The organism is Curtobacterium sp. PhB146, from assembly GCF_004342995.1.
Taxonomy (GTDB): Bacteria; Actinomycetota; Actinomycetes; order Actinomycetales; family Microbacteriaceae; genus Curtobacterium.
On record NZ_SMBN01000001.1, the window covers coordinates 1,030,359 to 1,048,848 of the forward strand.

19 protein-coding genes are annotated in these 18,490 nt (G+C 70.3%); 11 read left to right on the top strand and 8 right to left on the bottom strand.

Annotated features, from left to right (window positions below; genetic code table 11):
• Positions 1-104 precede the first annotated feature (104 nt).
• Both EDF33_RS05060 and EDF33_RS05065 read right to left on the bottom strand, forming a co-directional pair.
• Positions 105-803, bottom strand: a complete 699-nt coding sequence (locus EDF33_RS05060; protein WP_132099438.1) for a DUF6882 domain-containing protein — start codon at positions 801-803, stop codon at positions 105-107.
• 9 nt (positions 804-812) lie between these two features.
• On the bottom strand, positions 813-1,907 hold the full coding sequence (locus EDF33_RS05065) for a GNAT family N-acetyltransferase (RefSeq protein ID WP_165901149.1): 1,095 nt from the start codon (positions 1,905-1,907) through the stop codon (positions 813-815).
• Between the two features lie 89 nt (positions 1,908-1,996).
• Here EDF33_RS05065 and dcd point away from each other — a divergent pair, with 89 nt between their 5' ends.
• From dcd to EDF33_RS05080, 3 genes are all read left to right on the top strand, one after another.
• On the top strand, positions 1,997-2,584 hold the full coding sequence (dcd, locus tag EDF33_RS05070) for a dCTP deaminase (protein ID WP_132099439.1): 588 nt from the start codon (positions 1,997-1,999) through the stop codon (positions 2,582-2,584).
• Between the two features lie 122 nt (positions 2,585-2,706).
• Positions 2,707-3,222: a helix-turn-helix domain-containing protein gene (locus EDF33_RS05075; protein WP_165918716.1), complete on the top strand. Its 516-nt coding sequence runs from the start codon at positions 2,707-2,709 to the stop codon at positions 3,220-3,222.
• Positions 3,219-3,566, top strand: coding sequence for a HepT-like ribonuclease domain-containing protein (locus EDF33_RS05080; RefSeq protein WP_123293489.1), 348 nt, complete (start codon positions 3,219-3,221; stop codon positions 3,564-3,566). The genes EDF33_RS05075 and EDF33_RS05080 overlap by 4 nt, the downstream gene beginning before the upstream one ends.
• A gap of 163 nt (positions 3,567-3,729) precedes the next feature.
• Here EDF33_RS05080 and EDF33_RS05085 read toward each other — a convergent pair whose 3' ends face one another.
• From EDF33_RS05085 to idi, 6 genes are all read right to left on the bottom strand, one after another.
• Complete coding sequence (locus EDF33_RS05085; protein WP_123937388.1) at positions 3,730-4,833, bottom strand: sugar-binding protein; 1,104 nt, start codon at positions 4,831-4,833, stop codon at positions 3,730-3,732.
• 52 nt (positions 4,834-4,885) lie between these two features.
• The gene (mmsB, locus tag EDF33_RS05090; protein WP_123293491.1) at positions 4,886-6,178 is read right to left on the bottom strand and encodes a multiple monosaccharide ABC transporter permease; all 1,293 of its coding nucleotides are present in this window, start codon (positions 6,176-6,178) and stop codon (positions 4,886-4,888) included.
• Complete coding sequence (gene mmsA, locus EDF33_RS05095) at positions 6,175-7,698, bottom strand: multiple monosaccharide ABC transporter ATP-binding protein (RefSeq protein WP_132099750.1); 1,524 nt, start codon at positions 7,696-7,698, stop codon at positions 6,175-6,177. Before mmsA ends, mmsB begins: the two co-directional genes overlap by 4 nt.
• A 367-nt stretch (positions 7,699-8,065) precedes the next feature.
• On the bottom strand, positions 8,066-9,085 hold the full coding sequence (locus EDF33_RS05100) for a LacI family DNA-binding transcriptional regulator (RefSeq protein ID WP_123293492.1): 1,020 nt from the start codon (positions 9,083-9,085) through the stop codon (positions 8,066-8,068).
• A 161-nt stretch (positions 9,086-9,246) separates the two neighbouring features.
• A complete protein-coding gene (locus EDF33_RS05105) occupies positions 9,247-10,311 on the bottom strand; it encodes a magnesium and cobalt transport protein CorA (protein ID WP_132099441.1) in 1,065 nt (354 codons plus the stop codon).
• 348 nt (positions 10,312-10,659) lie between these two features.
• The gene (idi, locus tag EDF33_RS05110) at positions 10,660-11,202 is read right to left on the bottom strand and encodes an isopentenyl-diphosphate Delta-isomerase (protein WP_111085474.1); all 543 of its coding nucleotides are present in this window, start codon (positions 11,200-11,202) and stop codon (positions 10,660-10,662) included.
• Between the two features lie 21 nt (positions 11,203-11,223).
• On the opposite strand from idi, the gene EDF33_RS05115 reads away from it, so the two are divergent.
• The 8 genes from EDF33_RS05115 to EDF33_RS05145 all read left to right on the top strand — a co-directional run bounded on the left by EDF33_RS05115 (position 11,224) and on the right by EDF33_RS05145 (position 18,486).
• Entirely contained in the window at positions 11,224-12,282 is a 1,059-nt protein-coding gene (locus EDF33_RS05115; protein WP_132099442.1) for a polyprenyl synthetase family protein, read from the top strand.
• Entirely contained in the window at positions 12,279-13,217 is a 939-nt protein-coding gene (locus EDF33_RS20070) for a squalene/phytoene synthase family protein (RefSeq protein ID WP_243692359.1), read from the top strand. The genes EDF33_RS05115 and EDF33_RS20070 overlap by 4 nt, the downstream gene beginning before the upstream one ends.
• The gene (crtI, locus tag EDF33_RS20075) at positions 13,214-14,854 is read left to right on the top strand and encodes a phytoene desaturase family protein (RefSeq protein WP_243692360.1); all 1,641 of its coding nucleotides are present in this window, start codon (positions 13,214-13,216) and stop codon (positions 14,852-14,854) included. The genes EDF33_RS20070 and crtI overlap by 4 nt, the downstream gene beginning before the upstream one ends.
• On the top strand, positions 14,854-15,186 hold the full coding sequence (locus EDF33_RS05125; RefSeq protein ID WP_111085416.1) for a lycopene cyclase domain-containing protein: 333 nt from the start codon (positions 14,854-14,856) through the stop codon (positions 15,184-15,186). The genes crtI and EDF33_RS05125 overlap by 1 nt, the downstream gene beginning before the upstream one ends.
• Positions 15,183-15,599 carry a lycopene cyclase domain-containing protein gene (locus EDF33_RS05130; RefSeq protein ID WP_165918718.1) on the top strand — a complete coding sequence of 139 codons (417 nt, stop codon included), beginning with the start codon at positions 15,183-15,185 and terminating at the stop codon, positions 15,597-15,599. Before EDF33_RS05125 ends, EDF33_RS05130 begins: the two co-directional genes overlap by 4 nt.
• Positions 15,596-16,537: a prenyltransferase gene (locus EDF33_RS05135; RefSeq protein ID WP_132099444.1), complete on the top strand. Its 942-nt coding sequence runs from the start codon at positions 15,596-15,598 to the stop codon at positions 16,535-16,537. Before EDF33_RS05130 ends, EDF33_RS05135 begins: the two co-directional genes overlap by 4 nt.
• A gap of 232 nt (positions 16,538-16,769) precedes the next feature.
• A complete protein-coding gene (locus EDF33_RS05140) occupies positions 16,770-17,813 on the top strand; it encodes a Gfo/Idh/MocA family oxidoreductase (protein WP_111085419.1) in 1,044 nt (347 codons plus the stop codon).
• A gap of 157 nt (positions 17,814-17,970) precedes the next feature.
• Entirely contained in the window at positions 17,971-18,486 is a 516-nt protein-coding gene (locus tag EDF33_RS05145; protein ID WP_132099445.1) for a hypothetical protein, read from the top strand.
• The last annotated feature ends 4 nt before the right edge of the window (positions 18,487-18,490 follow it).

An 18,490-nucleotide genomic window follows, 5' to 3' on the forward strand; every position in this document is an offset into this window, starting at 1 on the left:
CCTTGTTCCAGGGACGCGTGCGTCCGCGAGACCGCGGACCCTCCATGGTAGGCGGGTCGGTCTGGAGGCGCGGTGTCAGTCCGCAGCGCGCGCTGCGGCCCGCCTCAGGCTCGCGCCGACGACCCCTGCAGGTCGCGGATCCGGCCCAGCTCGTCGAAGTCGACCGTGATGGTCCCGTCCGCCAACGTCAGCGTGCGCCCGTCCCAGGGGACACCGCGGAGCGACGCCCAGCTCCCCACAGCGCGGCGGTGGTCGTGCACCTCGGTCGTCTGCAGGCCCTCACCGAAGACCCGGACCATCCGGGGGACCGTCGGTGGCGCGAACAGCAGGCCCTCGAACAGCACCCAGAGTCGGGAACCTCCACCGACGTGCCCGCCGAAGCCGAACCACGAACCGGTCGCCAGCCGTGCCGCGATCGACATGTCCCACGCGAACTCGTACCCGGCGTCGGCGGCGTCGGCCTGCCGGTGCTCGCCGAACGGGACCTCGCCCTGCACGAGTTCCGGGATGCCGAGCCGTTCGCCCAGCGCGCGGGTGGCGTTCGCGGCCGCGAGCACCGACGCGGGGTACTGCGACGGGTTCGCCCAGCCCCAGAGCCAGCTGCGCGGCCCCGGTGCGGCCGATCCCAGCAGCTGGATCCGGAACTCGCCCGGGTGCGGCCCGACGAACTGCAGGGTGCCGGCGGCGAGGTCGACGTTCCAGCGTTCGTGGTCGTCGTACAGGTCGGCGAGCTGCAGCTGCGCTTCCCAGGCCAGGAAGACCCCGTCGCTGACCAGATCGTCCATCCCCCGTGAGCGCGTCATGGGGGAACCCTACGCCGGGCGGTGTTCCCAGATCCCCTCGCTGCCGACGCCCACGAACCCGACGGCCTCGTTCACGTCGAGCATCGGGCGGTTCTCCTCGGCGTTGAACGTGATGATCGAGGGGTGCCCCGGGTGGTCGCGCTCGATCGTCTCGATCCCGACCACCTTGAGCAGCCACCCGAGCCGGTGGCCGCGGTGCTCACGCAGCACCAGGGTGTCGCCCTGCATCACCGGCTGGACCACGGGCCCGGGGACGGCGAGCTGGGTGAAGCCGACGAGTCCGCCGGACGACACGTCCTCCACGGCGACGGTGCGCATGGTGCGCGGGCCGTCGTCGAGGTGCTGCTCGTGCGTCCGGAGCCGATCGACCGTCCAGGCGTCCTCGGGCTCGGCCATGTCGCCGGCCGGGGCATCGGTGCTCATCCGGGTCAGGAGGAGTGCGACGTCCGTCTGCCACCGGGACGGAGTCGGTCCGGCCCATGTGTGCACGCGGTACCGGTCGGCCGCCGCCCGCGTCGCCGCCGCGCGGACGCCGGAGAGCGCATCGGGGTCGGCCGGGAGCTCCAGACGGCTGATCCGGTTCACCTGCCCGAACCGCCACCCCCGGCTCGTCAGGAACCGGGCTCCGGGTTCGTCCTCGGGCACGACGCCGAACCCGGTCGGTGCACGGAGGTACCCGGGGCCTGCTGCCGGGCCGACCTGCCGTGACACGGCGTACGTCTTCCACTGCGTGCGGCCCTGCTGCCTCGCGACCGCTTCGACGTGCTCGGCCAGGAGCGTGCCGATGCCACGGCGCCGGTGCTCGGGCGCCACGCTGACCGCCATCCAGCAGTTCGGGGCGTCCGCGACCGCCTTCGACTCGTACGAGCCGGCCCCCACCGCGGTCCCGTCGTCGTCACGGACCAGGAACAGTCGGCTGGGCGCGTCGGGGTCGATCAGGTACGGCAGTTGTTCCTCGGGCGTCCAGAGCAGTTCCGGCAGTCCGGTGATCGACACCTCGGCACGGTTCTGCACGTCGACCCACTCGCGGAACGCCTGCACGGTCCCCGGGTCGTCGTCCATCGTGGCGGGGACCACGAGTTCGTGGACGGTGTACGCGGTCATGTCGGTTCCTCCCAGCGGTGCGAAGCCGCCCGGCCCCGGACAGCCTCGCAGCATATCGGCGGGGGTCCGCTGCCGCTAGGCTGCACGGCGTGCTGCTCTCCGATCGCGACATCACCGCCCAGCTCGCCGAGGGCCGGATCGGTCTCGACCCCCACGACGCCTCGCTCGTCCAGCCGTCGAGCATCGACGTCCGGCTCGACAAGTTCTTCCGGCTGTTCGACAACCACAAGTACCCGCACATCGACCCGGCGGTCGACCAGCCCGACCTGACCCGGCTGGTCGAGACCGACCCGGACGAGGCGTTCGTGCTGCACCCCGGCGAGTTCGTGCTCGGCTCGACGTACGAGGTCGTCACGTTGCCGGACAACATCGCCGCGCGGCTGGAGGGCAAGAGCTCGCTCGGACGCCTCGGCCTGCTGACCCACTCGACCGCGGGGTTCATCGACCCCGGGTTCTCCGGCCACGTGACGCTCGAGCTGTCGAACGTCGCGACGCTGCCGATCAAGCTCTGGCCCGGCATGAAGATCGGGCAGCTGTGCTTCTTCCAGCTGTCCAGCCCTGCCGAGAAGCCGTACGGCTCGGCCGAGTACCAGTCGCGCTACCAGGGCCAGCGCGGGCCGACCCCGTCCCGCTCGGCGCAGAACTTCCACCGCGCGGACGTCTCAGCACGCCCCTGACCGCGGTTCACCCGACCCGGAACGACGTCAACGACGTCGTGCGACATCGATGACGTCGTTCCGAGTCGACACCGCCATGTCTCCCGGCGGACGAAATGTCGCATTCTGTGTATCGTTGCAGCATGTCCGCAGTCCCTCCACGTCCGGCGCCCACGGTGTCGGCGGCCGCGCTCATCCGTGACGCCCGTGACCGCGCCGAACTGACGCAGGTGCAGCTCGCCCGTCGGGCCGGCGTCACGCAGAGCGTCATCAGCACGTACGAGAACGGTCGCCGCGAACCCTCGCTCGCCGCCCTCCAGCGCATGCTCCGGGCCGCGGGCTTCACCACGTCGATCGACCTGCTCCCGGTCGAGGACCCACCGCCCCTGCGCGAACGCGTCGCCGCAGCACGGCACGACCTCGTCGCCGTCGTGGAGCGGTTCGGCGGCCGCAACCCACGGTTGTTCGGCAGCGTCGCCCGTGGGGACGACGGCCCGGGCAGCGACGTCGACCTGATGATCGACGTCGACGCCGGGCTCGGCATCTTCGCGCTCATGCGCATCCAGGACGGCGCCGAGCGACTGCTCGGCGTGCGCGTCGACGTCGTGGACGCCGCCGGCATGAGTCCCGAGGTCGTCCGACGCGCGGTGCCGCTGTGAGCCAGGAACCGGTGACGCCCCGGCTGGTCGGCGACCGACTCGACGACGTCATCGGCGCGTGCGAGGCCATCGGCCGGTACGTCGGCGACGAGCGGCTGCCCGAGGACCTGGTGCACGACGCCGTCCGGATGCGGCTGGTCGAGATCGGCGAGGCGGTCCGTGTCCTGCCGAGCACCGTCACCGCGAGCGAGCCGGACATCCCGTGGTCGCGGGTGTCCGACCTCGGCGACCGGCTGACCCGGCGCTACTTCGACACCACTCGCGCGGTGGTGTTCGGCACGGCCCACACGGACGTGCCGCACCTGGCCGACGCAGCGCGGCGGTTGCGCGCGACCCGGCCCTGACCCGGCGGGTCGCGCGGGCACCGGACGTGCGTGCACGGCGGACGGGAGGCACGGATCACGACGTGCCCCGGGCCTCCCATCCGACCGTGGCCGGCCCCACGACGACGCAGGACGGCCCCGTCTCGCCGAGGCGAGACGGGGCCGTCCGTGTGAGCGGGGGAGATCAGCCCTTCTTGGCGAGCTCCTCGAGGGTGTCGTTGCCCTTGTAGGCCTCGACCGCGTTGTCCTTCGTGACCAGGATCGGCGTCAGCTCGACGGCCGGGACGACCTTCGAACCGTTGTCGTTGTTCTTGTCCTTGGTCGTCTTCGGGGTCTTGCCGTCGGCGAGGTCGGACACCAGGTCGATGGCCGCCTGGGCCTCTTCCGTGGTGTTCTTGTAGATCGTCGAGTACTGCGTGCCCTTCATGATGAGCGGGATCGAAGCGGTCTCCGAGTCCTGCCCGGTCACGACGGGGTTGTCCTTGCCGGCGGCCTTGGTCGCGGTGAGGATCGCACGGGCGAGGGTGTCGTTCGGCGACAGGACGCCGTCGAGCTTGGTGTCACCCGTGTAGTACTGGGCCAGCAGGTCGGTCATGCGCGACTGGGCCTTCTGCGCGAGCCAGCCCTGCGTGTTCACCTTGGCGAACGTGGTCTGACCCGAGACGACCTTGAGCGTGCCGTCGTCGATCTTCGGCTGCAGGACGTCCATCGCACCGTTGAAGAACACGGTGGCGTTGGCGTCGTCCGGCGAACCGGCGAAGAGCTCGACGTTGTACGGTCCGTCGCCCTTCTTCTCCTCGAGGCCCTTGAGCAGTGCCTGGGCCTGCAGCTGGCCGACCTTGAAGTTGTTGAACGCGACGTAGTAGTCGACGTTCTTCGTGTTCAGGATGTTGCGGTCCCAGGCGATGACGGTCGTGCCCTGGGCTTTGGCGGCCTTGACCTGCGAGCCGAGCTGCGAACCGTCGGCAGCACCGATGATGATCGCCTTCGCACCCTTGGTGACCATGCCCGAGATCTGCGACTGCTGGTCGGGGACCGGGTTGCCGGCGTTGGCGTACTGGATGTCGGCCTTGAAGCCGGCGTCCTCGATCGACTTCTTGAACGCGGCGCCCGCGAGCACCCAGTTCTGCGAGGTCTTGGCCGGCAGGGCGACGCCGATGAGGTCGCCCTTCTTGATGGACGAGCCGGAGCCGTCGCCCGAGTCGGAGGTGCCACGAGCCGAGCAGCCGCTGAGGGCCAGGCCCGCGACGAGTGCCAGACCGATGCCGGCGATGAGCTTCTTGCGCATGAGAGTGCTTTCTCTTCGTTGAGGTGGTGGTGCTGTGAGGGGAAGGGTTGGACTAGGGGAGGGTGATCTTGTCGGGCTGGTCCTCGATCGAGCGCGGCTGCTGCTGGGCCGCGGGGACCTCGGCTGCGTCCTTGCGCTGGAACTGCCGCATCATGCCGCCGATGAGCGACGGGCGGCCCTGCGACTTCGAGTAGACGTCGAAGGCGACGGCGATGAGGAGCACGAGACCACGGATGATCTGGACCTTGTTGGACTCGATGCCCATCAGCTGCAGACCGTTCGACAGCAGCGCCATCACGAGGCCACCGATGATGGAGCCGGAGATGGTGCCGATGCCACCGGCGACCGCTGCACCACCGACGAACACGGCGGCGATCGCGTCGAGCTCCCAGCCGGTGCCGTCCGCGGGGCCCGAGGCGTTCGAGTAACCGACGAACACCATGCCGGCGATCGCGGCGAGGACCGACATGTTCGCCATGACGAAGAAGTTGACCTTGCGGGCGCTGACGCCGGACAGGACGGCGGCGCTGGAGTTGCCACCGACCGCGTAGACCTGGCGACCGAAGATCGTGTTCTTCGTGATGAAGCCGTAGACGATGGTCAGGACACCGAGGATGATCGCGACGATCGGGATCGACGTGCCGACCGGGCCGGCGCCGAACAGGTACGTGGCGACGAGGGTGACGGCGACCAGGATGCCGGTGCGGACGACGGAGACCCACAGCGGCGGGACCTCGGCCTGCATCTTGCGGCGACGGGCACGACCGCGGACCTCGACGATGATCAGGACGGCGATGGTCACGGCGCCGATCAGCAGCGTGCCGTTCGAGAATCCGAAGTCGGGGCCGAAGTCACCGAGGAAGCCGGAGCCGATGGTGTTGTAGCCGTCCGGCGTCGGGACCGAGGTGGACGCACCGATGATCTGGTTCGCACCGCGGAAGATGAGCTGGCCGGCCAGGGTCACGATGAAGGCCGGGACCTTCACGAACGCCACCCAGAAGCCCTGCCAGGCACCGACGAGCGCACCGACGACCAGGCCGAGCACGATCGCCAGCCAGACCGGGAAGTGCCAGACCGACATCGACTGGGCGACGATGATGCCGACGAACGCCGCCACCGATCCGACGGACAAGTCGATGTGGCCCGCGATGATCACCATGACCATCCCCAGCGCGAGGATGAGGATGTAGGAGTACTGCAGGAACAGGTTGATCACGTTGGTGGGCTCGAGGATGAGCCCGTCCGTGGTGAACCAGAAGAAGATGACGATCGCGACGAGGGCGATGATCATGCCGTACTGGCCGATCGAGTTGCCCTTGCCGAAGAGCAGTTTCAGGTTGTTCATGAGACGGGAGCGCCCTTCCGCGCGGAGGTCATGCTGCGCATGAGCGTTTCTGGATCGGCCTGGTCCGCGGGGACGTCGGCCGTGATCTGGCCCTCGAAGATCGTGTAGATGCGATCGGAGAGTCCGAGGAGTTCGGGGAGCTCGGAGGAGATCAGGATGATGCCCTTCCCCTGTGCTGCGAGCTGCTGGATGATGCCGTAGATCTCGAACTTCGCGCCCACGTCGATGCCGCGGGTCGGTTCGTCGAGGATCAGGATGTCCGGGTCGGTGAACATCCACTTGGACAGGACGACCTTCTGCTGGTTCCCGCCGGAGAGCTTCCCGACGTTCTCCTCGACGCTCGGCACCTTGGTGCGGAGCATCTTCCGGTACTTCTCGGCGACGTCGTACTCCTCGATGGAGTCGACGACGCCGGCCTTCGAGATCTTCTGCAGGTCCGCGGAGACGGTGGACCGCTTGACGGTGTCGAGCAGGTTGAGGCCGAGGGCCTTGCGGTCCTCGGAGACGTAGCCCATGCCGTTCTGGATCGCCTGCTGGACGTTCGTGACCTTGATCTCGTGGCCGTCCTTGATGATCTCGCCACCGAGCCAGGTGCCGTAGGAGCGACCGAACAGGCTCATCGCGAGCTCGGTGCGGCCGGCGCCCATCAGACCCGCGAAGCCGACGATCTCGCCACGCTTGACGTGGAAGTTCGAGCCCTTGCAGACCAGGCGGCTGGCGTCGAGCGGGTGCTGCACGGTCCAGTCGCGGACCTCGAAGAAGGTCTCGCCGATCTTCGGGGTGCGGTCCGGGAACCGGCTCTCGAGCGACCGGCCGACCATGCCGCGGATGATGCGGTCCTCGTTGACGCCGTCGCCCTTGACGTTCAGCGTCTCGATGGTCTTGCCGTCACGGATGATCGTGATCTCGTCGGCGATCTGCTCGATCTCGTTGAGCTTGTGGCTGATGATGATGCTCGAGATGCCCTTGGCCTTCAGCCCGACGATCAGGTCGAGCAGGTGCTGCGAGTCGTTCTCGTTCAGGGCCGCGGTCGGCTCGTCGAGGATGAGGAGCTTGACGTCCTTGTGCAGGGCCTTCGCGATCTCGACCAGCTGCTGCTTGCCGACACCGATGTTCTTGATCTGGGTGTCCGGGTCGTCGGCCAGGCCGACGCGGGCGAGCAGGTCCTGTGCACGGAGCTGGGCGCTCGTCCAGTCGATCACGCCGAACTTGCCGGGCTCGTTGCCGAGGAACAGGTTCTCGGTGATCGAGAGCTCCGGGATCAGCGCGAGCTCCTGGTGGATGATCACGATGCCGGCCTGCTCGGACTGCTTGATGTCCTTGAAGCGGACCTCTTCGCCCTCGTAGACGATCTCGCCGTCGTAGGTGCCGTAGGGGTAGACGCCCGACAGGACCTTCATCAGGGTCGACTTGCCGGCGCCGTTCTCGCCGCAGATCGCGTGGATCTCGCCGGCACGGACGTTGAGGGAGACCTCGGACAGCGCCTTGACACCAGGGAACTCCTTGGTGATCGAGCGCATCTCGAGGATGGTCTCGGGTGCGGTGATCGACCGGGTCTCGAGGCCGGTGTCGATCGGGGTTGACGCCACAGTGCATCTCCTTCTGCCGCTGCGATGCGGCAGTTGTTCGGGTGGTTCTGCTGCGGCAGCGAAAGGGCGCAGGTGGCCTGCGTGGACTTCGTTGTCGCGTCCGGTGCCCCGCTGGTGTGACGCTCATGTGAACGGTCACATCGGCTGGACGGAGGTAATTTACGCACAGCCCCGGTGCGGCTGTCAATTCGGATTGGTCGCGTTTTCGTAACGGCCTGCGTGATCCCGCACGAACGTCCCCCGGACGGGAGGCACGGTGCCGGCCCGCCCCGCGTCCTGCGGATCGACGGTGGGCGCGTCACCGACCGCGCGGGGCCCCCGTGGACGCGCGCACGACGAGCTGCGGGACGATGTCGATCGGCCGCAGGAGCTCGTCGTCGCCGGGCAGGAGCAGGTCGACGCAGCGGCGGCCGAGCTCGGCGAAGTCGACCTGCACCGTGGTGAGCGGTGGCCAGAAGTGCTTCGCCTCGGGGATGTCGTCGTAGCCGACCACCGACAGGTCGCCCGGCACGTCCAGCCCGTAGGAGCGCGCTGCGTGCATGACGCCCAGGGCCATCTGGTCGTTCGAGCAGAACACCGCAGTGCAGTCCCGCCACCGCAGGAGTTCGCGGCCGGCGTGGTAACCGAAGTCCGCCGTCCAGTCGCCCAGGATCGGCGGGACGACGGACATGTCGCGGTCCGACATGGCGCGCAGGAAGCCCTGCATGCGGGCGTCCGCCTCGATCCAGTCCTGCGGGCCGGCGATGTGCCGGATGTACTCGTGGCCCAGGTCGAGCAGGTGCTCGGTCGCGAGTCTCGCGCCCTCCATCTGGTCGACCCACAGGGCCGTCGGGTCCTCGCCGACGCTGGCCCGCATCGTCACGTACGGCGTGCGGATGCCGAGTTCCTCGATCAGGTCGAACACCCGCTGCTGGGGTGCGATGACGACGATGCCCTCGACGTCCAGGTCGAGCAGGTGCCCGAGCCCCTCGCGCACGGCGGTGTCGGTCGCCTCGGCGATGTTCGCCGTCGTCACCGAGTACCCGCGCAGCATCGCCGCGTCCTCGATCGCCTGCAGTGCGACCGCCGGGCCGTAGTGGGCGCGCCGGGCGGTCAGGACGCCGATCGTGTGGGTCCTGCTCGTGACGAGGGCCCGCGCCGCACGGTTCGGCCGGTACTGCAGCTGCTCCATCGCCGCCAGCACCTTGTCGCGTGTGGCGTCGCGGATGGCGTCGGAGTTGTTCAGCACCCGCGACACGGTCTGGTGGGAGACGCCCGCGATCCGTGCGACGTCACGGATGCTGGGCGAACGCGGTTGCTGTGCCCGCGATGACGCCATTGCTGCTCGTTTCCGCCCGGGGCCGTGGCACGTCGATGTGCACGTTCACATTCCGGGCCAGATCATTATGCACGTCCGGCGGATCGACGCCACCTGAACGTCCTCGAGGCTGCGGCCCGGCGGCGTGCCGGGCCGCAGCCTCGCTGCGCTCTCGCGGTGCGTCAGAGCCAGTTGCGCTTGCGGAAGATCGCCCACAACACACCCATCAGGGCGAGCATGCCGAGGATCGCGACCGGGTAGCCGTACCGCCAGTGCAGCTCGGGCATGTGGTCGAAGTTCATCCCGTAGACACCGGCGATCAGACCGGGGGCGAACAGGATCGCCGCCCACGACGAGATCTTCTTGACCTCCTCGCCCTGTCGGTGCGCGGCGCGGGCGAGCTGCCGGCTCTCCTCGCCCTGCGCCAGGCTCGCGCTGGTCATCCGCCGCATCGCCTCGTTCTGCTCCTGCGACACCAGGGTCGCGTGCAGTGTCAGGGCGTTCTCGAGCAGGGACCGGAACGAGTCCACCCGCTCCGTCACGCGCAGGGCGTGGTCGAGCACGTTGCGCAGTCGGTGCTGCACCTCGTCGTCGACGCCGTACTTGTCGGCCCCGCGCAGCAGACCCTTCACCATCGCGGGCACCGGCTTCGTGGCGCGCTGGAAGGACAGCACCTCGCTGAGCAGCTGGTAGATGCGCTTCGAGACACCGGGGTCGACCTGCCCGGCGAAGAGTTGGTCCTCGATGGCGTCGATGCCGTCCTGCAGCACCTCGACCACCGGGGCGTAGCCGTCCACGACCTCGTCGAGCACCGCGGCGGTCACGGCCTCGGAGCCCAGCGCCAGGAACTCGGGGTCGGCCTCGACCTGGGCGCGGAGTGCCGCGAGGTCGGGGCGCTCGGCGTGCCGGACGCTCACCACGAACCGGTCGCCGACGAACAGGTGCACCTCGCCGAACTCGACCGTGCCCGCGGCGCGGTCGAACCAGGCCGGACGGAGCACCAGGAAGAGCGTGTCGCCGTACCGCTCGAGCTTCGCGCGCTGGTGCCCCTTGCGGGCGTCCTCCACCGCGTTCTCGTGCAGGTCGAACTCGGTCGCGACGGCGTCGAGTTCCTTCGGGTCCGGGCGGAGGAGTCCGATCCACGCCAGGTCGCACCGTGCGACCTCGTGGCGTGCGCCGAGCGACAGGGTCGACGGAGAATCGATGCGACGTCCTTCGACGTAGATCGCGTTGTCGATCATTGCCATGCGCGTGCTCCTCGTGGTCGGGAGCAGGCAGGCGCGATGCCGCGGGCGGGCCGCAGCGGGCGGAGGAGATCTAGGACACGGGCGCGGCGGCGAGGGGGAGGGGCTGCCGGCCCGCGCGAGGATGGTCACCCGACATCGCGCCTCACCTGCCCTTCTCCTGGTCGTGCGGCCGCGGTGCGCAGCCTCGTGGCCACAACCGTGGCCGACGTCCGACCCTACTCCGGACGCACGAGGGAGCCAAGCGCTCGGCCGCGCTCGACCGAGGCTCGGCCTGGACGACGGTTCTCGTGCTCGCGGGCACGAGGAGTGTCGCTGAGCCCGAGTCTCGGCCCAGGCGGCCGCCCGGGGTCAGCGGGTGATGTGCAGGCCCGCGGCCTCGAGCTCGGTCAGCTGCCAGCCCAGCCAGGGGCTCCAGCCGAACGGCGCACCGGCGACGGCGGCCCGCAGCGAGTCCTCGGAGACCCAGGCGTACTCGGCGACCTCGTCGTCCGCGGGGGCGGGCAGGTCGTCGGTGACGGCGCGGAACACCGGGCAGACCTCGTTCTCGACGATGCCCGAGGCGTCGACCGCGCGGTACCGGAAGTCCGGCAGCACGAGCTCGACGTCGCGCACGGTGATGCCGAGTTCGCGCGATGCCCGGCGGGCGATGGCGTCCTCGAACGACTCGTCGGGGCCGGGGTGCCCGCAGAACGTGTTGGTCCAGACACCGGGCCACGTCTTCTTCGACAGGGCGCGACGGGTCACCAGGACGTCCCCGTCGGTGTTGCGGACGTGGCACGAGAAGGCCAGGTGGAGGGGCGTGTGGTCTGTGTGCACCGTGAACTTGTCCGCTGTGCCGATCGGGGTACGGTCGTCGGCCAGCAGGACCACGGTTTCCGGGAAAGCGCTCATCTGCACCGATAGGTTAGGCCAATGAGCGAGGAAGCGGCCACCGTGGCGCACATCGACCTCGCGCTCGTCGACGACTGTCTCGAGCGCTTCTTCGTCGTGTCCTCGGCTCGTGCCGCGCGCTACGGCCGTCCGTCCGAGGAACTCTGGCGGGTGCTCCGCAAGGCGAGCCTGGGCGGCAAGCGCTTCCGACCGCGCATGGTCCTGACCGCGTACCTCGGCCTCGGCGGGGACGACGTGCACGCTGCCGCGCACGTCGCCGCGGCCTACGAACTCCTGCACACCGCGCTGGTGGTGCACGACGACGTCATCGACCGTGACTGGGCGCGCCGCGGCCAGCCGAACGTCGCGGGCTCCTACCGCGACGCCGGCACCACCGGTGGGCTGCCGCTGCCGACCGCCGAGCACCGCGGGATGAGCGCCGCCGTGATCGCAGGCGACCTCGCACTCTCCGGCGCCCCTCGGTTCATCGAGTCCTCCGGTGTGACGGGCGAGCGTCGTGGGCGTCTGCTCGAACTGCTCGACGAAGCCGTGTTCGCCAGCGCCGCCGGTGAGATGACCGACGTCGACCTGGCCCTGGGCGTGATGCCGACGGTGGACGAGGTCCTGGCGATGGAACGGGCGAAGACGAGCGTGTACTCGTTCGAGGCGCCGCTGCAGTCCGGTGCCGTGCTCGCCGGCGCGCCCGAGACCGTCGTCACCGCGCTCGGCGCCTTCGGCCGCGAGATCGGCATCGCGTACCAGATCGTCGACGACCTGCTCGGGGTGTTCGGCGACGAGACGACCACCGGCAAGAGCGTGCTGGGGGACCTGCGCGAGGGCAAGCGGACCATGCTCATCGCCTACGCGGCCACGACGGACTGCTGGCCGGACATCGCTCCCTACCTGGGTGACCCGGACCTGACCGAGGAACGCGCGGCCGAACTCCGTGCGACCCTGGTCACCTGCGGCGCCCGTGCCGCAGCCGAGTCCCGGATCGCCGACCACGTCGCACTCGCCTGTGCCGAGCTCTCCGGACTGCCGTACGACCTCGCCGACCGCCTGGAGGGCCTCGTGACCGAACTCGTGGAGCGCGCCCGGTGACGACCGACACCACCCGGACCGGCAGTGCGCCGTCCGGTCGGCTCCCCCTGTACGACGCCACGGCCGAGGCAGCGTCGAGCGTCGTCATCGACCGCTACTCGACGTCGTTCGGCCTGGCGAGCCGGTTGCTCGCCAAGGACACCCGCGAGCACATCCGCAACGTCTACGCGCTGGTGCGCGTCGCCGACGAGGTCGTCGACGGGCCCGCGACCGAGGCGGGGCTCGACCCCGACCTGGCACGGACGGTCCTCGACGAGCTCGAGGCCGACACCGAGCGCGCGATCGCCCTCGGTTTCTCGGTGAACCCGGTCGTGCACGCGTTCGCCCGGAGTGCACGGGTCACGGGCTTCGGCGCGGAGCTCACCAAGCCGTTCTTCGCGTCGATGCGGATGGACCTGGAGCGCACCGAGCACGACGACGCCTCGTTCGCTGCGTACGTGTACGGCTCGGCCGAGGTCGTGGGGCTGATGTGCCTGCGTGCGTTCGTGTACCGCGCCGGCCGCCCGACCTTCGACCAGGCTGAGCTCGTCGCGGGAGCCCGTGCGCTCGGCGCCGCGTTCCAGAAGGTGAACTTCCTGCGCGACCTGCACGCCGACTTCGAGGTGCTCGGCCGCTCGTACTTCCCGGGGGTCGACATCCGCTCGTTCGACGAGGCCACGAAGGAGCGCCTGGTCGCCGACGTGCAGGCCGACCTCGACCACGCGGCCCGGACGATCCGGCTGCTGCCGGCCGACGCCCGGAACGCCGTCGGGCTCGCGCACGCCCTGTTCCAGGAACTCAACGACCGCATCGCCCGCACACCGGCGACGCGCCTGGTGACGACGCGCGTGCGCGTCCCGAACCCGGTGAAGGCGCGCCTGGCCGCACAGGTGCTCGCCGGACGCGCCCCCGTGCGGTCGAAGGTGGCCACCCGTCGGCCAGGAGGCACGTCATGACCCCGCCCCGCGCCTCCCGTCCGACGGCCGTCGCCGCCACCACCCGGCGCAAGGTGCCCGCCCGACGCGCCGTCGTGATCGGCGGCGGCATCAGCGGACTTGCGTCCGCGGCGCTGCTCGCGCGGGACGGCTTCGCCGTGACCGTGCTCGAGCAGCGGTCGCAGCTCGGCGGCCGTGCCGGTTCGTGGGAGCGCGACGGCTTCCGGTTCGACACCGGGCCGTCGTGGTACCTCATGCCCGAGGTGTTCGACCACTTCTTCCAGCTGCTCGGCACCTCGGCCGACGCCGAACTCGACCTCGTGAAGCTCGACCCCGGGTACCGCGTCTACAGCGAGGGCAACGACGAGCCGATCGACCTGCGCGCCGACGCCGAGGCGAACATCGCGCTGTTCGAGTCCGTCGAGCCCGGAGCCGGCAAGCGGATCCGGAAGTACCTCGCCTCGGCCGAGGACACCTACGCGATGGCGATCCGCCGGTTCCTGTACACGACGTTCCAGGACCTCACGAAGCTCGCCGCCCCCGACGTGCTCCGTCGCCTGCCGAAGCTCGCCCGGCTCCTGCTGCAGCCGCTGTCGTCCCGCGCCGCCTCGGCGGTCAAGGACCGGCGGCTCTGGCAGATCCTGGGCTACCCGGCCGTCTTCCTGGGCACGAGCCCGTACGCCGCACCGAGCATGTACCACCTGATGAGCCACCTCGACCTCGCCGACGGGGTGCTCTACCCGAAGGGCGGCATCACCGAGGTGATCGCCGCGGTCGAGCGGGTTGCCCGTGCCGAGGGCGCGAAGATCATCGCCGGTGCGAAGGTCGAACGGATCGTCGTCGAGGACGGCGTCGCCACCGGGGTCGTGCACCGCGACCGCGACGGCGTGCAGCACACCGCGCCGGCCGACCTGGTCGTGAGCGCCGCCGACCTGCAGCACACCGAGATGCAGCTGCTCGACCGCGAGCACCGCACCCACGGCGCCGAGCACTGGAAGACCCGCGACCCCGGGCCGAGCGCCGTGCTCGTCTACCTCGGCATCGACGGACCGACGCCCGGCCTGCTGCACCACACCCTGGTGTTCACCGAGGACTGGAAGGCGAACTTCGGCGCGATCTTCGGCAAGGACCGGCACGTCCCGGACCCCGCGTCGATCTACGTCTGCGCGCCGTCGGAGACCGACCCGTCCGTCGCGCCCCGCGGCTCGAGCAACCTCTTCATCCTGGTGCCCCTGCCCGCCGACCTGTCCATCGGCAAGGGCGGGATCGACGGTGCCGGCGACTACGAGGTCGAGCAGATCGCCGACCGCGCCATCGACGTCGTCGCCGAGCGCTCGGGCGTCCCCGACCTGCGGGACCGCATCCGGGTCCGTCGGACGATCGGCCCGCGCGACTTCGCCGACGACCTCAACGCGTGGAACGGGTCGATGCTCGGTCCCGCGCACACGCTCAAGCAGAGTGCGTTCTTCCGCGAGAAGAACGCGTCGGCCAAGGTCGAGGGCCTGTACTACGCCGGGGCGTCCACGATCCCGGGCATCGGTCTGCCGATGTGCCTGATCAGCGCCGAGGTCCTGCTCAAGCGGATCCACGGCGACACGAGCACCGAACCGCTGCCGACGCCGCTCGGCACCCCGCGGAACCAGGCCGGCACCGTCTGATGCCCGGGCTGTACCTCGCCGGCCTGGTCGTGTCGCTGATCGGCATGACCGTGCTCGACGCCCGCTTCCGGCTGTTCTTCTGGCGAGCTCCCTGGCGTGCGGCTGCGGTGATGGTCGTCGGTGTCGCGTTCTTCATGGTGTGGGACGTCGCCGGGGTCGCGTACGGCATCTTCTTCATCGGCCCGCAGCACCTGCTGACCGGGGTGCTCCTCGCCCCCGAGGTCCCGCTCGAGGAGCTCTTCTTCCTGCTGCTGCTCTGCTACTCGACGATGGACCTGGTCGGCTTCGTCCGACCCGTCGTGCAGCGGTCGCTCGGACGGCGGCGCCCGTGACCGGCTCCGGCGCCTACGCCCTCCTGGCCCTGCCGTTCTTCGCCGTCGTGGCGGTGGTGGCGGTCGTCGCCGGCATCGTGGCCGCGCGCCGTGCCCGATCGGCGGGACGCGCACCGGGGCCCGGCCGCCGGGTCGCACTGGTCACGTCGCTCGTCGCCGGGATCGCGCTGCTCGTGATGACGATCGTGTTCGACAACGTCATCGTGACCCTGCGCATCGTCGCCTACGACCCCTCGCTCATCAGCGGGGCGAAGATCGGGGCGATCCCGGTCGAGGACCTCGCCTACGCGATGGCGGCGATCGTGCTGCTGCCGAGCCTGTGGGTCCTGTTCGACCGGACGGGCCCGCGCGACCCGGCCGCCGCGCGCCCCGCGCCCGACCCGACCACCGCACCACCGGAGGACACCCCGTGAACGCCAGCACCGCCTCCAGGCCGTCGACCCTGCGAGCACTGTTCGTCTCGTCGCGCCCGATCAGCTGGGTGAACACCGCCTACCCGTTCGGTGCCGCGTACCTGCTCGGCAGCGGGGTCGGCGTCAGCGTTGACGACAGCGGCGGCGGCGGCGGGTTCTCGCTCGTCGCGTTCCTGGTCGGCGTCGTGTACTTCCTGGTGCCCTACAACCTGGCGATGTACGGCATCAACGACGTCTTCGACTACGAGTCCGACCTGCGCAACCCGCGCAAGGGCGGCGTCGAGGGGGCGCTGCTCGACAAGAGCGTCCACCGCACCACGCTCTGGGCCGTCGTCGTCACCAACGTGCCGTTCCTGGTCGCGCTCGTCGTGCTCGGGGCGGTGAGCGGGAACGGGCCGTGGTCGTGGCTCGTCCTGGCGATCAGCGTGTTCGCCGTCATCGCGTACTCGGCCCCGGGGCTGCGGTTCAAGGAGAAGCCCTTCCTCGACTCCCTGACCTCGTCGACCCACTTCGTCTCGCCCGCGATCTACGGCCTGGCGCTCGCCGGACCGCACTGGACCGGCCAGCTCGTCGCCGTCTGCATCGCGTTCTTCTTGTGGGGGGTCGCCTCGCACGCGTTCGGCGCGGTGCAGGACGTCCTGGCCGACCGGGCCGGCGGCATCGGCTCCGTCGCGACCGTCATCGGTGCGCGGGCGACCGTGCGACTCGCGTTCGTCGCGTACCTGGTCGCCGGCGTCGCGCTGCTGTTCTCGGCGTTCCCGGGGCCGATCGCCGCCGTCGTCGTGATCCCGTACGCGCTCAACGTGCTGCCGTGGTGGAACATCACGGACCAGGGCGCCGAGGCCGCGAACGCCGGGTGGAAGCGGTTCCTCTGGATCAACTACTTGGCGGGGTTCATCGTGACGATGGCGCTCATCGCCTACGCCTTCACGCACTGAGCGCCCGGCGTCGGTCGCGGTCGGGCTCCGTCGGGCTCCGGCGTCCCGTCGAGGTTCCGAAATCTCGGCATCTCGACGTCGCCCGGCGCGATCCGTGGAACCTCGGCGCCGCGCACGCGGCATGTCGTGGAACCTCGGCGCCCGAACCTCGGCGCCCACCGCCCGCAGCACTGACAGACTGGACGGACGCGTCACGGGAGTCGTGACGCGGCAGCCACGAAGGAGTGCACGCATGACGGTCCGGATCATCCACGTCGGTCTCGGAGGGTGGGGCGGCAACTGGGCCCGCACCGCCATCCCAGAGGTCTCCGAAGTGGAGGTGGTCGGGATCGTCGACCCGGTGCCGGCGACGCTGACCGCCGTGCAGCAGGACCTCGGGCTGCCCGCGTCCGCCGCGTTCGCGTCCCTCACCGAGGCGCTCGCCGGGGTCGAGGCCGACGCCGTCGTCATCACCGCCCCCGCCGTCACCCACGTGCCGCTCGCCCTCGAGGCCCTGGACGCCGGCAAGCACGTCCTGGTCGAGAAGCCGTTCGCCAACACCACGGACGAGGCCGTCACCGCCGTGCGCCGTGCCGAGGAGCTCGGCCTCGTGCTGCAGGTCAGCCAGAACTACCGCTGGTACCCGGCACCGCGCGCCGTGCAGGACCTGCTCGCTGCGAACACCGTGGGCGAGCTCTCCGCGATCAACGTCGACTTCCGGCAGTGGGACAACGACCTGGCATTCGAGGAACACCCGCACTACAAGTTCCCCCACGCCATGATCAACGACATGGCCATCCACCACTTCGACCTGCTCCGGATGGTCACCGGACAGGAGGCCGTCCGGGTCTTCGCCAAGGCGACCTTCCCGTCGTACAGCAAGTACCAGGACGAAGCCATCGCCTCGATGCTCATCGAGCTCGACGGTGGCCTGGTCGTCAGCTACCGCGGCAGCTGGCTGAGCCGCGGCCCCCGCACGGCGTGGGCCGGCGAGTGGAGCATCCAGGGCGAGGACGGCGAACTCTGGTTCACCAGCCGCGACGGAGCCCCGAACGCGGTCGACGGCGACGTGGTCACCCTCCGCCGCACCCAGGACGACGAGGCCGAGCCCGTCGAGCTGCCCGTGCTCGAGCACACCGACCGCCAGGGCGGGCTGCAGGCCTTCGCCCGTTCGGTCGAGGGCGGTCCGGCACCGGCGACGAGCGGCCGCGACAACCTGCGCAGCCTCGCACTCATGGAGGCAGCCGGTCGTTCGGCTGCCAGCGGCCAGCCCGAGGACGTCGTCGTCCCGTCCTGAACGCCGTGACCGGCGAACGGGAGGCCCGTGGCGGGCCTGCCACGGGCCTCCCGTCCGCCCTTGGGTCGCGTCCACTGCCGCAGGAGCGACACGGACCGGGCGGCCGCGCCGCGGCCATCTGGGCGCGCCCCCGGCCCCACCGTGTAGAAACTGGGGAATGGCCAAGGACAGTCTCCCCGAGCTCGAACTCGCGAACGTCCGCACGCGTGAGCGCATGACCGACACCGTCATCGAGCTCAAGCGCCGTGCGAACCTCCCGGCGCGGGCACGGCTCGCAGCCGCGAAGACCCGCCAGCGCTGGCACCGTGACCCGACCCCGCTCGTCGCGATGGGCATCACCGGGCTGACCGGTGTCGCGGCGATCGTCCTCGGCGTCGCGCTGCGCAACCGCCCCGCCGGACACCTGGCGACGCCACCGGCGAGTTCCGCGTTCACCGCGCTGCTGCCCTTCGGCGCGCGCGGCGACGGCCCCTCGGCGAAGGAGCAGGCACAGTCCGGCCGCAAGGGTCGCAAGGCCCGGGCGAAGGCCGCCGAGCAACCGCTGGACCGTGACCCGGCCCACAAGGCCCGCGTGAAGCAGCAGACCGGCATCGCCGCGGTCCAGCGACGGGCGAACAAGAACCGCAAGGCCGCCGTGAAGCGGTCGAAGCAGGCCCTGAAGGCGCGGGGGTAGTCCG

What these genes read in the sequence shown, in the direction of transcription:
- EDF33_RS05065 (WP_165901149.1), bottom strand. Translation starts at nt 1,907, where the DNA reads ATGACCGCGTACACCGTCCACGAACTCGTGGTCCCCGCCACGATGGAC.
- EDF33_RS05140 (WP_111085419.1), top strand. Translation starts at nt 16,770, where the DNA reads ATGACGGTCCGGATCATCCACGTCGGTCTCGGAGGGTGGGGCGGCAAC.
- EDF33_RS05085 (WP_123937388.1), bottom strand. Translation starts at nt 4,833, where the DNA reads ATGCGCAAGAAGCTCATCGCCGGCATCGGTCTGGCACTCGTCGCGGGC.
- EDF33_RS05105 (WP_132099441.1), bottom strand. Translation starts at nt 10,311, where the DNA reads ATGGCAATGATCGACAACGCGATCTACGTCGAAGGACGTCGCATCGAT.
- mmsA (WP_132099750.1), bottom strand. Translation starts at nt 7,698, where the DNA reads ATGCGCTCGATCACCAAGGAGTTCCCTGGTGTCAAGGCGCTGTCCGAG.
- EDF33_RS05145 (WP_132099445.1), top strand. Translation starts at nt 17,971, where the DNA reads ATGGCCAAGGACAGTCTCCCCGAGCTCGAACTCGCGAACGTCCGCACG.
- EDF33_RS05075 (WP_165918716.1), top strand. Translation starts at nt 2,707, where the DNA reads ATGTCCGCAGTCCCTCCACGTCCGGCGCCCACGGTGTCGGCGGCCGCG.
- EDF33_RS05125 (WP_111085416.1), top strand. Translation starts at nt 14,854, where the DNA reads ATGCCCGGGCTGTACCTCGCCGGCCTGGTCGTGTCGCTGATCGGCATG.
- idi (WP_111085474.1), bottom strand. Translation starts at nt 11,202, where the DNA reads ATGAGCGCTTTCCCGGAAACCGTGGTCCTGCTGGCCGACGACCGTACC.
- crtI (WP_243692360.1), top strand. Translation starts at nt 13,214, where the DNA reads ATGACCCCGCCCCGCGCCTCCCGTCCGACGGCCGTCGCCGCCACCACC.
- EDF33_RS05100 (WP_123293492.1), bottom strand. Translation starts at nt 9,085, where the DNA reads ATGGCGTCATCGCGGGCACAGCAACCGCGTTCGCCCAGCATCCGTGAC.
- EDF33_RS05060 (WP_132099438.1), bottom strand. Translation starts at nt 803, where the DNA reads ATGACGCGCTCACGGGGGATGGACGATCTGGTCAGCGACGGGGTCTTC.
- EDF33_RS05115 (WP_132099442.1), top strand. Translation starts at nt 11,224, where the DNA reads ATGAGCGAGGAAGCGGCCACCGTGGCGCACATCGACCTCGCGCTCGTC.
- mmsB (WP_123293491.1), bottom strand. Translation starts at nt 6,178, where the DNA reads ATGAACAACCTGAAACTGCTCTTCGGCAAGGGCAACTCGATCGGCCAG.